The organism is Haloarcula amylolytica JCM 13557, from assembly GCF_000336615.1.
Taxonomy (GTDB): Archaea; Halobacteriota; Halobacteria; order Halobacteriales; family Haloarculaceae; genus Haloarcula; species Haloarcula amylolytica.
Window position 1 is genome coordinate 18777 of the sequence record NZ_AOLW01000024.1, and the last position, 13862, is coordinate 32638.

At 60.0% G+C, this 13862-nt stretch carries 11 protein-coding genes and 1 tRNA gene; 9 read left to right on the forward strand and 3 right to left on the reverse strand.

Annotation, left to right across the window (positions count from 1 at the left end; all coding sequences use genetic code 11):
• Window positions 1-228: 228 nt before the first annotated feature.
• Window positions 229-2634 (forward strand): extracellular solute-binding protein, encoded by a 2406-nt coding sequence (locus C442_RS12490; RefSeq protein WP_008310978.1) that lies wholly within the window; start codon window positions 229-231, stop codon window positions 2632-2634.
• Between the two features lie 148 nt (window positions 2635-2782).
• Here the strand turns inward: C442_RS12490 and C442_RS12495 are convergent, their stop codons facing one another.
• The gene (locus tag C442_RS12495; RefSeq protein ID WP_008310980.1) at window positions 2783-4006 is read right to left on the reverse strand and encodes an IS701 family transposase; all 1224 of its coding nucleotides are present in this window, start codon (window positions 4004-4006) and stop codon (window positions 2783-2785) included.
• Window positions 4007-4368: 362 nt separating this feature from the next.
• Window positions 4369-4441: transfer RNA gene (locus tag C442_RS12500), tRNA-Pro, on the reverse strand.
• 96 nt (window positions 4442-4537) lie between these two features.
• Here C442_RS12500 and C442_RS12505 point away from each other — a divergent pair.
• The 7 genes from C442_RS12505 (at window position 4538) to C442_RS12535 (ending at window position 11630) form a co-directional block, all read left to right on the forward strand.
• The gene (locus C442_RS12505; protein ID WP_008310982.1) at window positions 4538-4999 is read left to right on the forward strand and encodes a GDP-mannose mannosyl hydrolase; all 462 of its coding nucleotides are present in this window, start codon (window positions 4538-4540) and stop codon (window positions 4997-4999) included.
• A 123-nt stretch (window positions 5000-5122) separates the two neighbouring features.
• Window positions 5123-6295, forward strand: a complete 1173-nt coding sequence (locus C442_RS12510; protein WP_008310983.1) for an NAD-dependent epimerase/dehydratase family protein — start codon at window positions 5123-5125, stop codon at window positions 6293-6295.
• Window positions 6296-6297: 2 nt separating this feature from the next.
• Window positions 6298-7230, forward strand: coding sequence for an NAD-dependent epimerase/dehydratase family protein (locus tag C442_RS12515; RefSeq protein ID WP_008310985.1), 933 nt, complete (start codon window positions 6298-6300; stop codon window positions 7228-7230).
• Window positions 7223-8218: an NAD-dependent epimerase/dehydratase family protein gene (locus tag C442_RS12520; protein ID WP_008310987.1), complete on the forward strand. Its 996-nt coding sequence runs from the start codon at window positions 7223-7225 to the stop codon at window positions 8216-8218. Before C442_RS12515 ends, C442_RS12520 begins: the two co-directional genes overlap by 8 nt.
• Window positions 8219-8266: 48 nt before the next feature.
• The gene (locus C442_RS12525; protein ID WP_008310989.1) at window positions 8267-10600 is read left to right on the forward strand and encodes an STT3 domain-containing protein; all 2334 of its coding nucleotides are present in this window, start codon (window positions 8267-8269) and stop codon (window positions 10598-10600) included.
• A gap of 69 nt (window positions 10601-10669) precedes the next feature.
• The gene (locus C442_RS12530) at window positions 10670-11143 is read left to right on the forward strand and encodes a hypothetical protein (protein ID WP_008310991.1); all 474 of its coding nucleotides are present in this window, start codon (window positions 10670-10672) and stop codon (window positions 11141-11143) included.
• A complete protein-coding gene (locus C442_RS12535) occupies window positions 11136-11630 on the forward strand; it encodes a metal-dependent hydrolase (RefSeq protein WP_008310992.1) in 495 nt (164 codons plus the stop codon). Before C442_RS12530 ends, C442_RS12535 begins: the two co-directional genes overlap by 8 nt.
• A gap of 5 nt (window positions 11631-11635) precedes the next feature.
• On the opposite strand, the gene aglM is transcribed toward C442_RS12535, so the two are convergent.
• Entirely contained in the window at window positions 11636-12943 is a 1308-nt protein-coding gene (gene aglM, locus C442_RS12540; protein WP_008310993.1) for a UDP-glucose 6-dehydrogenase AglM, read from the reverse strand.
• 88 nt (window positions 12944-13031) lie between these two features.
• Between aglM and aglF the strand changes: the two genes are divergently transcribed.
• Window positions 13032-13787 carry a UTP--glucose-1-phosphate uridylyltransferase AglF gene (gene aglF, locus C442_RS12545; RefSeq protein ID WP_008310994.1) on the forward strand — a complete coding sequence of 252 codons (756 nt, stop codon included), beginning with the start codon at window positions 13032-13034 and terminating at the stop codon, window positions 13785-13787.
• The last annotated feature ends 75 nt before the right edge of the window (window positions 13788-13862 follow it).

The window sequence follows — 13862 nt, forward strand, 5'->3', positions numbered from 1 at the left end:
GAGGGTCGTGTTCTGGAATACCGTGAGATAAACGGCCGATGTAGTCGCTCGGAGAGAGGGCGCGTCGGGAACGATGGGACGAAGCTCTGGATTACCGCAGACAAGCACACGTACGGGGTACACTGCAGGTTGGCGGTATCATCGCTGAAAATCTCTGGGTTGCATTGATGTACGTGTGATGTAGTAAGCTCACCTAGATGCCCATAGCGCATCCTACTGAGTATCAAAATGAGCGATAATGAGTATGAGCCGGTCGAGAAGGAAGTGGAGAAAATCAAACAGTTGCGTAAAAGCATGGCTGATGCGGCGGACGGGGATCTCACAACTCGTGTCGACGTGACATTTGAAAACGCCGAGTTGAACAAATTGTCTACGCAGTACAACGAGATGCTATCACGGCTTGAGTCACAGCAAGCCGAAATCTGGTCTTTTGCTGGTGGGGTTCGGTCTACTGGCGACACGGTGACCGGCGACAGTTTAACAGTAGACTCGGCGACAGACCGAATTACGGCTGAATTCGATGACGTTACCGACAGGACGGAGGAGCAGAAAGAGCGACTACGAAATGTCTCTGACGAAGCGGATCGGTTGTCAGCAAGTATTGAAGAAATCGCGTCTGAAGCAACGGAAGTGGCAGAGCGGGCGAACGAGGCAGCAGAGCGTGGCTCTGAAGGACGACAGGCGGCAGAGCAGGCCATTGAGCAAACAAGTGAGGTCAAGGACATTAGTGAGTCAACAGTTGCGCAGATTACTGAACTCCAGTCAGAGATGGAAGACGTAGCCGAGACTGTTGACCTCATCTCAGATATCGCCGACCAAACCAATCTGCTTGCACTCAATGCCAGTATTGAGGCTGCAAGGGCCGGTGAGGAAGGGAACAGCTTTGGCGTGGTTGCTGACGAAGTCAAGCAGCTCGCAGAGGAAGCACAACAATCTGCAGACAAGATTGAGTCAGTCGTCAACACAGTCATACAGGAGACCGAAGAAACAGTCACAGAGGTGCGTAGGGCAAACGAATCAATCGGGGAGAGCACACAGACAGTACAAGAAGCACTGGCAGCGTTCTCCGACACCGTCGATTATGTTGAAGACATAAATTACTCTATTCAAGAGATATCAGATGCGACAGACCAACAGGCACAGTCAAACAGTTCAGTTGCCTCAGAAGTTGATGAGGTCTTAGATCTGAGTCGTGCAGTTAACGAGCAGATCGAATCTGTTGAAGATGCAACAGAAAATCAGGCACGGCTTGCAGGGCAGATATCTTCACAAATGTCGGGTCTACAGAGTGATGTGACCAGTCTTGAATCCTCACTTGAGACATTTGCTATCAATGACTGGGGACAGCGAATTAACGAACACTGTCGGTCTGCTGGCATAGACTGGCGGCAGTGTGAGGGGGACTCAATAACGTTTGTTATGTCGGATCATATGTTTACGCAGGCGACGCAGCCGTTCCTCGATTATTTCACCGATCTTACCGGCATAGATGTTACATATGATATTTATCCTGAAGAAGAACTGTTCTCACAGATCGAACACCAAATGCGAACTGAGCGGAGCTCATTTGATGGGTTTTTGCTTGGACTCTGGGCAGCCTCAAACTACAATCAGAGCGGGTGGGTGAAAGACCTCAATCAGTTCAGAAGTGATGCATCACTAACAGATGCTACGTGGTATCACATGGAGGATTACCCTGATAATATTATAGAAAAGCTCAGCTACGGCCGGAACGACCTGATTGCATTGCCTGTTGTCATCGGTTCCTACGGGTGTGTGGCCTATGACCGACCGACGTTTGAGCAACTCGGAATAGAAGAACCGACAAATTTTGAGGAACTGACACACGCGGCAAAGGTCATTCACGAATCGGACAGTGTTGATCGGTGTGGTATCAGTTCACGCGGTAGCGCCGACCCAGTGTCGACTGCAAACTGGTCGACACTGTTCAAGTCATATGGCGCAGACTGGGTCGACCGCCGCACCGGTGAAGCCACGCTGAACTCCCCTGAAGGGGTGGCATCGCTTGAAAAATATGCTGAGCTGCTACGCTCGTACGGACCGAGAGATGCGACAGAATTGAACTGGTATCGTGCAAACGAAACCTTCGGTAGAGGGGACGCCGGTATCCTATACCACTCACCAGCAACCGCTGGAGTGCTGACTGATGAACAGTACAACCGGACGAAGTGGCTACCGCCTCTAGATGGCCCCGGTGGTAAGACGCAGGCAGGAGTCTGGACGTGGTCGCTTGGAATCAATCAGTTTGCCCCTAATCCAGAGGCAGCATGGCTGTTCCTCCAATGGGCTACGTCTCGCGAAATGAGTCTCCTCCTCTCAACCCGGCAGTGGGAGGGGCATGATAGTGCTGGGTATGCGCGAACGAACTGGATCCCAGACCAGCAGGAGTACGCACAACGTGGCCAAGCCAGTTCCTGGGATGACGCATTCAATCAGGCTGTTGACAGCGTCCCATCAGACCCTCCGCCAGTGCCACTTGATCTGCCACAGAACATGGAGCTCATGGATGTTGCAGCCGAAGCGATGAATACGACAATTCGAGGAGATAGGACTGCACAGGAAGCGCTTGACACCGCTGCTTCTGAGATGAACAGGCTATTGAACGAGTCATAGGGAAGAGCGTGACTGTCTTCCAGTCCTCCGCATGACCGCAGAACGAGTCTGTTTAGTACTCAGCTTTGCACGTTAGCTTCAGCAGTTGAGTGAACAAAGAGATGATCGATCTCTTCCATGAGGTCATCAACGCCTCGGTCATCGTNACTCAGCTTTGCACGTTAGCTTCAGCAGTTGAGTGAACAAAGAGATGATCGATCTCTTCCATGAGGTCATCAACGCCTCGGTCATCGTTGTCCCGAACCCACGAGAGGAGGTTGTAGACGGCTTCTTTCAGGGAGTGTTCGAGGTTCGCTCGAAGCGATGACGCTTTCGAGCGAACTGTTCCCAAGGCGCTCGAGTCAGGATCAAGACGAACGAGACTGTAGGCAGCCATGAGAAGGTGCCAGTGCCGACTGGCACCTTCGTCTGTCTGCATCTCGCAGTCTCCCAGGCCGAGATCCTGCTTCGAGTCCTCGAAGAATGTCTCGATGCGCCACCGCATCCCGTAGGAGCGAATCACGTGCTCGGTCGGTGCGTCGATTTTGTTCGTGGCGAGGTACTTGACCGGATTCTCTTCGTCTTCATCGGTTTCCTTCTCGGCGATGACCAGCTTCACGTCTCCCAGTTGGGAGACGGGAAGCTTCTTCGTCCAGATATGATAGGTGTCGTCCTCGATGTCACGCTCAACCATGTCGATGCGCTCTGCCAGCGCATCGACGCGGAGCTCTTCACCGGTGTAAGTTACCTTGCGATTGCTCCGGAGCGGGCCGATCCAGTCCTTGCCGTAGGATTCGATGTGGTCAGGAAGGCCAGAATCGTGAGCGAACCACGAGTCGAAGAGGTAGGTGTCCGCAGGCACACCTACCTCTTCTTCGAGTTCNGTGACGATCTCTCGGGCGAGATCGTACTTCGTATCGTGGTCGTCGTCTTCGTCGTCTTGTTTTTCGTAGAGGCGGAAGGTGAGGGGGTAGGCGGTTTTGTCGTCAGCGTAGAAGGCGTAGATGAGGTCTTGGCCCCAGACAGTGTCATTTTCGGCGTGATCGTAGAACCGACCGACGCCGGGGACTTCGTCCCCGGCTTTCTCGGTGATCGTGTCGTCAAGGATGATGTAGCCATCCTTCGACCAGCGCGTTTCACCGTGTTTCTGAAGTTCTTCGAGACGTTCGTGGTTGAACTGCTGTTCGTCCCAGTCGTACTTGGTGAGGAACTTGTTGAGAGCACGTTTACCGCTGGCTGGAAGCACTTCGCGTGCGATGCCCGCCACGGTCTTGTTGCTGGCCGCAACAAGACCTGTGGCGTAGGTTTTCGCGTGACGTCGTTGTGCCGGTGACAGCGAGTCGAACTCGTCGAACACGCGCGTACACGAAAGGAAGTCCGTGATCGGCATCATCCTTCTTTGTCAACGCCTACGTCACGCTACCACTTCAACGTGCAAAGCTGAGNCGCGTACACGAAAGGAAGTCCGTGATCGGCATCATCCTTCTTTGTCAACGCCTACGTCACGCTACCACTTCAACGTGCAAAGCTGAGTTTAGTAATTACCTTAGGCCCAAGCAGAGGGAGAACTCACGCGGGCATCTCGCAAAGGGGTCTAACTGTCATGGGCCGTCGAAAAGGCGGCATACCTGGTGGGTCGGCGCAAATTCGAATCAGGCCCAGACGTGCTCGCTCCGCTGCGGGCGTCTTGTCTACATTGAATTCTCACGGCGGCAGACGACACGCGGCGTTCGTGAGTGAGCGCCACAAGAAGTATGGGCCGGCGCGAATTCGAATCGCGGTTACGGCCACCCGAAGGCCGAAGGATACCAGGCTACCCCACCGGCCCGTGCGATAGCAATCGGATAGAAGACAGGGTCAGTTTTAACGGTTGCGAAACGGCGGGAAGCGGAGCGGTTTCACCGGCGGCCCGCAAGCGGGAGGTATGGACCGCCACGACGAACGCATTCCGACGGAGACGTTCGCGACCTGTCTCGACAATATGCCCCAGCCCTGTGTCGACCTCGTCGTCGAGTACGAGGGTGGTATCTTGCTGACACGGCGGCAGAACGAGCCAGCCAAAGGCGAGTGGTTCTGGCCGGGGAGTCGCCTCTACAAGGGCGAGCGGCTGGACGACGCGGCAGAACGCATCGCCCGGGAGGAACTCGGCCTCACATCGGTTGCGACGGAACGGCTTGGCGTCAGCGAACACTTCTGGGACACGTCGTCAGTCGACGGTGTCGACTCCAGACACACGATACCGATTGTCTACCGAGTCGTGCCCGACGGCGGAGCGGAGATTACACTCGACGACCAGCACGACTCGTATCGCACCGTCACGGAGCCACCGGCAGATGCAAACCAGTACGTCACGGAATACTTCGAGCGATTCGATATCGGCCAGTAGCGGGTGAACAGTGCTGTTTTGCGGACGAATACGTGTCTCATGAGCAGTCAGGCTGGACGAGACTAGCAGGCAACTGAACAGAAGATTGATTACGCATCGCAGTTACTCACTAACTGAGTAACTATGACCATCCTCATCACTGGCGGCGACGGCTACGTCGGGTGGCCGGCCGCACTGCGAATCGCGGACCGAACGGACGACCGAGTGCTGCTCGTAGACAACTTCGCCCGACGGGAGTGGGTCGAGGACGTCGGCGCGACGAGCGCGACACCGGTTGCCAGCATCGACGAGCGCCTCGATGCGGCTCGCGAGGTCCACGGCCTGACGAACCTCTCCTTCGTCGAGGGCGACCTCGCCGAGAAGGCCTTCGTCGACGAACTGCTGACGGTCCACGAGCCGGAGGTCGTCGTCCACACCGCCGCCCAGCCCTCCGCGCCGTACTCCCAGATCAACGGCGAGCGAGCGAACTACACTCAGCACAACAACCTACAGGCGACGCGGAACCTCCTGTGGGGCCTCGAAGAACACGACCTCACGGACACCCATTTCGTCGAGACGACGACGACGGGCGTCTACGGCGCGCCGGAGTTCCCGATTCCGGAAGGCGGCGCGGCGATGGAGAACCAGGGCGAGCGCGACGACGTGCCGTTCCCCAACATGGGCGGGAGCTGGTACCACGCGACCAAGGGCTTCGACGCACAGAACATGCGCCTGGCCCACACGCAGTTCGACATCCCGATTTCGGACGTGCGAACGGCCATTGTCTACGGTACCGAGACCGAGGAGACCCGCGAGGACGACCGGCTGAAGACCCGCTTCGACTTCGACTACTACTTCGGGACGGTCACGCACCGCTTCTGTGCGCAGGCCGTCGCGGGCTACCCCGTCACCGTCTACGGCAAGGGCGAACAGCGCAAGCCGTTCATTTCGCTGGAGGACGCCGTCGAAGGGCTGGCCGAAGTGGCCCTGACTGATCCCGACGAGCGCCCCGAGGGTCTGACGGTGTACAACCAGGTCACGCGCGCCATCAGCATCGTCGAAATCGCCGAGACCATCGCCGACGTGGGTAGCGAGTACGACCTCGATGTGGACGTCGAGCACTTCGAGAACCCCCGCGACGAGGACGAGACGCACAAGATGGAGATCGAAAACGACCGCTACGCCGACCTCATCGGCGGCCAGTCCCAGTCCTTCGAGGACGGCGTCGGCGACATCTTCGGGACGCTGACGCGGTACGCCGACACCATCGAAGCCCACGAGGACCGGTTCCTGCCGGGCGTCCTGAGCGAGGACTGACGATGGACGTGCTGGTCACCGGAGCCTGTGGCTACATCGGCAGCGCGCTGGTCCCGCTGCTGCGCGCGGACGACCGGGTGGATAGCGTCGTCGTCTTCGACGACCTCTCCTCGGGATCGCCGCGTGCGCTGCTCGGGACGCTCGGGGACGGCCTCGAATTCCGCCGCGGCGACGTCCGCGAGTACGGCGACGTGGAGAGCGCTATGCGCGGCGTCGACCGCGTCATCCACCTCGCGGCTATCACTGGCGCGTCGAGCACCCACGAGCGCCGCGAAGAGACGTTCGCCATCAACTACGACGGCACCGAGAACGTCCTGACCGCGGCCGGCAAACTCGGCGTCGACCACGTCGTCTTCGCCTCCTCGTGTAACGTCTACGGCCGCGCGACCAGCACCGACATCGACGAGACAATCGATCCGGACCCGATAAACCCCTACGCGGAGACGAAACTCCAGTCCGAGACGCTGCTACGGGAGTACTGCGAGGAGTTCGACATGACCGGCACCGCCTTGCGGATGGCCACCAACTTCGGCCACTCGCCGGGCATCCGGTTCAACCTCGTCGTGAACTACTTCGTGTTCCGCGCGCTCACCGACCGCCCGCTCACCGTCTACGGCGACGGGTCGAACTGGCGGCCGTTCATCCACGTTCAGGACGCTGCCCGCGCCTACGCGGAGGCGGCGTGCGATCCCGAGTCCTGGGACGAGTTCGTCTATAACGTCGGGTCGATGGAATCGAACTACCAGATCTCGGAAATCGCCGATATCGTCGCCGACGAGGTCGCCCCGGTCGACGTGACCTATCTCGAAGACGAGCATCCCGGCCCGTCGTATCACGTCAACTTCGACCGACTGAGTCAGACCGGCTTCGAACCATCGTGGACGCTCCGTGAGGGCGTCCGCGACCTCGCAGAGAAATTTACCACCAATGCCTGAGACAGAACCCACAGACAACACGCCCCACATCGCCGTCACCGGCGGTGCGGGCTACATCGGCAGTCGCGTCATCTACGAGCTACAGCAGGCCCACCCCGACTGGGAGATCACCGCCATCGACAACTTCTATCTCGGCACCGTGCGGTCCGTCGGCGATGTCGACATCGAACACGTCGATATCCGGAACCGGGACCGACTGGAAGCGGTGCTAGACGGGGCCGACGTCGTGATGCACCTCGCCGCGGTTTCCGGCGTCGACGACTGCGAAGAGAAGCAGGACTTGGCCTACGAGGTCAACGTTCAGGGGACCGACAACGTCGCCTGGTTCTGCCGCAAGACCGGCGCGGCGCTGATCTTCCCGTTCTCGATGGCCGTTATCGGCGACCCACAGGAGTTCCCCATTACGGTCGACCACCCCCGAGACCCGCTGAACTGGTACGGGCGGACGAAACTGCTCAACGAGCGCGACATCGAGACGTACGCCGAGGGCGCGTTCCCCGCCCACCAGTTCATGATCTCGAACCTCTACGGTAGTCACGAGATAGACGGTCAAACCGTCTCAAAGGGGACTGTCATCAACTTCTTCGTGAACCGCGCGCTCGCCGGCGAGACGCTGACCGTCTACGAGCCCGGGACGCAGTCCCGGAACTTCATCCACGTCAAGGACGTGGCCCGGGCGTACGTCGACAGTTGCGAACGGCTGTTGGAGCAACTGGACCGCGGCGAGACCGGCGTCGAGAAGTACGAAATCGCCAGCGACGAAGACCCGGGTGTTCACACCGTCGCCAAACTCGTCAAGGATATCGCCGCCTCGGCCGCCGACATCGATGCCGACGTGGAACTGGTCGAGAACCCGCGGGGCGACGACGAGACGCTCGTCGATTCGTTCCCGGTCGACACCGGCCGAACGACCGACGTACTGGGCTGGACGCCGAAACACGACGTGGAATCGGCGGTTCGAGCGGCGCTAGAGTCGGCAAACACGTAGACGGCGAGTCCCGATGGATTTATTCGCCAGACCGGAAAGAGAGGATACATGAGCGATACGCCCGGGGCGGGAGCGGTACTCGATGACCGACCCGAGCTACGAGACGCGACAGCGGCGGTTCTGGCCGTCGACGACGAACAGGACGGCTGGACGTTCGACGACATTCCCATCGATTCGGGCCAGTTCGGTGAACTCGTCTCAGCGGGCATCGTCGAGAAAGACGGTGACGAGTACCGCGTCGCTGATCCCGACACTGTGCGGGCCGCGCTCAACGATGACTCCGCGGTTGGTAGCGACAGCGAGAGCGGGACGGCTCTCGGTGACGCGCTACGGTTCGATTTCGACGCGCGAGCAACTGGCCTGCTCGTCGCCGCTCTAGCGGTCGTGTTCGTTGCCCGAACGTACGTCATCGGGTCGATCTACCGCGGCGACGACATCGTCCTGTCGAGTAACGATCCGTATTACTACAGATATCACGTCGAGCAGGTCGCGGCAAGCGCTGGCGGCCCGGCCGATTTCGGAGCGCTCTCCGTGATTCCGGATGTAGTAACTAACGGGGAGCCACTCACGGTCGCGACGCTCTGGTGGGTCGCCAGCCTCTTCGGCGGGAGCAAAGCAGTTATTGGCCACGTTCTCGCTTGGTATCCGGTCGTGTCGGCACTCGTCACGGGCGTCCTGCTCTATCTACTCGCGGTTCGGGTGTCCGGCGATCGGCGTGTCGGTCTCGCATCGGTCCTCTTCCTGGCGTTCATTCCCGGCCACGCCTTTCGGACGAGCCTGGGTTTCGCAGATCACCACGCCTTCGACTATCCCTGGCTGGGACTCACCGCGCTTGCACTCGTGGTCGCACTAACGACGGCCACGAACCGAACGTCGCTTCGGCGACCCCAGCCGTGGATCGCCGCGGTCGGTATCGGTGTCGGGATTGCCGGACAGGTACTTGCGTGGGAAGCCGGGCCATTGCTTGTCCTGCCGGTCTGTCTGGTGGTGCTGGGACAGACACTGCTGGATGGCTCAAACGACCGGTCGGCACTGGTCAGGAACGCGCCGGTCCTTGCCGGCGTTAGCCTCGGCGCGATACTCGCCTGGAGTGTTCATACTGTCACCGGCTGGCAGACTGCGCTCGTCGCTAGCACGCCAGCACTGCTGACGCTGGGCACTGTCGTCGTCATCGCGACAGCAGAAGCGGCCAGACGATTCGGTGGCACTGCCAGACAACTGGCTGTGGTCGATGTCGGACTTGGCGTCGTCAGCCTCCTCGTCTTTCGTTTCGGCTTCACAGAACAGTGGGGCACGTTCGACAGGCGGCTCGATACGCTGTTTCGGTCCGACGCGATCGCCGAGACGTACGGACTGTTCAGCGCAGACGCCTTCGGCTTCCTGTTCCTGCTCGGCCTGACGCTGTTCCTGGCGCTTCCAGCAATGGCGTGGGGAATCGACCTCGCTCGGAACGACCGAAGCGGCTGGCTCGTCGCCAGTAGCTACGCCTGGGTGCTGTTCGCTCTCGCCGTGATTCAGGTCCGTTTCGTCGGCGAACTGGCCCCGTTTCTCGCACTGTTCGCCGGCCTCGCGTTCGTCTGGGCCGCCTCGTGGGTCGATCTCGCCCGACCGGTGCTGACGACTGGCGACAGCGACCTTCGAGACGTACTCGTTCCCGACAGCCGGGCAGTTGCATCGCTGGTCGTGTTGTTTCTGTTGTTCGGGGCCCTCGGAATGGTGCAGGTTCCAGTCAAAACGAGCCAGGTGCTCGTCGAGGACGGGACCTACAGTGCAGCGACTGCAATCGAGGCAGACGCCGCCGATCGCGGGCTCGATTACCCCGAAAACTACGTCCTCAGCCGCTGGGGACAGAACCGCGTGTACAACTACTTCGTCAACGGTGAGTCACGGAGCTACAGCTACGCCCGCCAGACGTACGGGCCGTTTGTCGCAGCAACGGACCCTGATGAGGCCCACAATCGGATTTCCGGTCGAGTCGGATACGTCGTAACGACAGAGATGGAACTGGAGGAACCCAGCACGATGTACACTCGGTTACACCAGCACTTCGGAAGCCAGAACGGAGATGTGGACGGACTGGCCCGCTACCGGCCGCTCTTCACGAGCGAAGACGGGAGCCACAAGGCGTTCGCGGTCGTTCCCGGTGGAGAGATCCGGGGGACTGCAGCCCCGAATTCGACCGTCTCGGTCGCAACGACAGTCGCCGTCTCAGACAGGGAGGTCGACTACGAGCGCCAGACGACAGCCGACCGGAACGGTGCGTTCACTGTTACCGTCGCAAACCCCGGGATATACACCGTGACGACCGATAGCGGAAGTGAAACGACCGTCGAAGTCACAGAACAGACAGTGTACGACGGCGGCAACGTCACTGTCGAGTGATTTTCGGAGACAGACACGCTGTGGTTCTGAAGCGAAACGACCATTGTACCCACCGAAAGAACAGAGAGTGTGCGCGTCTGGGTTCGTGCCGTCATCGTACTTGTGCTGTGTCTGATACTCGGTGGACTGTTCGTCCACGCGGCAGTTACAGAAGAGCAGCGGTCCCCGTATCCAGATGCTGCGGACCTTTCGACCGGGTACGAGTCGTACGTCGGACAGCACCTCATGGTGTTTGGAACAGTGACGGAGACCGGCGATGGCGGAATGGCAATCAGGGTCGAAAGCGACGGGACGGCAATAACGCTCAGGGTCACTGGGACGGAAGCGGCCGTCGAACCCGGTGGCGTCGTTCAGGTGTACGGAACGCTTGAGCCAGATCGGGCGATAGCGGCCGAGCGCGTCGAAGTCGTCAACAGCAGTCGGTGGGCGGAGTTCTACAAGTACGGTGCCTCGGCTGTCGGCGCGCTTGGATTCCTACTCCTGTTCTTCCGCTATTGGCGTGTCGACCGAGATACGTGGACACTGGAGGCCCGCGATGGCTGACCTGCTGACTCACCTGCTCGTACCATACATCCTCCTCACGGTCGCGAGCTGGCGCGTCGACTGGCTCGATCAGCGCTGGGTCATCGTTGGGATGGGCGGTGCGGCGATTCCCGATCTGATAAAACTAGAAATCGTCCTTGAGGAGAAAACGGTCGAATCTATACTTGGACACCCGTTTTCGTACGATCCACTCTCCACACTCGGTGGAGTTCTGCTACTGGCCGGTGTCATCACCGTCGCATTCGAGAGACGCCACTGGCGGCGCGTGTTCGGCCTCGTAACCTTCGGCGGCCTCACGTCGCTGCTGCTCGATGGGATACGAGTGTACGCCGACGGGCGAGCGAGTGTCTGGCTGTATCCGTTCACGAACTGGCGGCCGCCGACGCCGAGCCTGTACGTGTCTTCGGACCCGACCGTGCTCGTTGTGGCGCTACTCGCTGCCGGCACGGTAGCCGTCGTCGACAGGCGAATACAGGCAAGTAACTGACCGCGCTACCAGGTCAACCCTTCGTAGGTGATGCCCTCGCGCCGCTCGATGATGCGTCGGCCGTCGACGACGACAGGGTCAGCCATCTCGTCGAATTCAGTATCAAGCGCGGCGAACTCATCCCAGTCTGTGACGACGACAGCGCCTGACGCACCCGCAAGGGCGGCCGCCGCCGAGTCGGCGTACTCGATGTCGGGATAGCGCTCGCGCATGTTCTCGGTGGCAACGGGGTCGTAGGCGACGATTTCCGCGCCACGTTCTTTGAGTCCCTCGATGACCGGAACCGCGCGCGTGTTCCGGATGTCGTCCGTTCCGGGTTTGAACGCCAGGCCGAGAACGGCGATGCGTTTGCCGGACACGTCGACGTGGTCGTCAAGTAGGGAGAGGAGGCGCTCGGGCTGGGCGTCGTTCAGTTCCACGGCCGCCGAAAGGACGGCGGGGTCGTAGCCCTGTTCCCGCGCAGCGGCGATGATGGCATCCGTGTCCTTCGGGAAGCAACTGCCGCCCCAGCCGACGCCGCTCCGGAGGAACTGCTCGCCGATGCGGTCGTCGAGTCCGATGGCATCGGCGACCTCGTAGGCGTCGACGCCGAACTCCTTGCAGATGTTCCCGATGTCGTTGATGAGGCTGACTTTCGTCGCCAGAAACGTGTTGTTGGCGTACTTTATCATCTCGGCCTCGGCGATACCGGTCTCGACGACCGGCACGTCGCCGTCAGCGGCCTCACGCAGTGGTGCGTAGAGGTCATGGAGAAGGTCCGTCGCGCGGTCGTCGTCCGTCCCGAAGACGAGTTTGTCGGGGTTCAGGAAGTCCGCGACGGCCGTCCCCTCGCGCTGGAACTCGGGATTGGACGCGACGAGGAAGTCCGTCCCGCGTTCGAGACCGGCGTCGGCGATACGGGGGGCGAGCCGGTCCTCGGTCGTGTTTGGGACGACAGTCGACTTCGTGACGACGAGGTGTGGATCCGTTGCCGCGTTCTCGGCGCCGGCCAGCGCCTCGCCGACGGATGCCGCACCGGCTTCCATGAACTGGAGGTCGATGCTCCCGTCGTCGTTCGAGGGCGTCGGGAGCGCCAGCATCGTCAGTTCAGTATCGAGGATCTCGTCGTAGTCGGTACTTGCCCGAAGTCGACCGCCGCCGTGTTCGGCGACGAGTTCGTCGAGGCCAGGTTCGTGTATCGGCGGCCGGCCGTCGTTGACCGTGTCGACGATGTCCTCGTCGATGTCTATCGTTACCACTTCGTGTCCGAGATCCGCAAGACACGCCGCGACCGTCGTCCCGACGTATCCGCTCCCGACAATACTGACGTTCATCGGGCGGCAGTAGTCGAGGGGCGGATATTATAATTCGGATCTTATAATTCGACAAGAGTTTTATCGGACGGCCAACGAATTGAGATATATGAAAGCTGTCGTACTCGCCGCTGGTGAGGGGACCCGTCTCCGCCCGCTGACCGAAGACAAGCCGAAGGGAATGGTAGAGGTCGCGGGGAAACCGATTCTGACCCACTGCTTCGAGCAGTTGATCGAACTAGGCGCTGACGAACTGCTGGTAGTTGTCGGCTACAAGAAGCAGGCCATCATTAATCACTACGAGGACGAGTTCGAAGGCGTCCCGATCACCTACACCCACCAGCGCGAGCAGAACGGCCTCGCACACGCGCTTCTGACCGTCGAGGAGCACGTCGACGACGACTTCATGCTGATGCTCGGCGACAACATCTTCGAAGCGAACCTCCGAGATGTCGTCAACCGTCAGGCGGAGGAACGTGCCGACGCCGCTTTCCTCGTTGAGGAAGTCCCATGGGATGAGGCCGGGCGGTACGGTGTCTGTGACACCAACAAGTACGGCGAGATCACCGAAGTCGTCGAAAAACCGGAGGAGCCGCCGTCGAACCTAGTGATGACCGGGTTCTATACGTTCACGCCGGCCATCTTCCACGCCTGCCATCTGGTACAGCCCTCCAACCGCGGCGAGTACGAGATCAGTGACGCGATTGACCTCCTGTTGCACTCCGGGCGGACGATCGACGCGATCCGCATGGACGGCTGGCGGAACGATATCGGCTATCCAGCTGACCGCGATCAGGCCGAGGAACGGCTACAGGGCGAGATTGACCCGGAAATGGCTGCCGAGAATATCGCTGCAAGCGAGTGAGGGGCCACACAGGATAGCCTGGTCAGTAACCAGTGAGGACCACACAGTCACGTAGTTGGATCGACGTTGTGATAG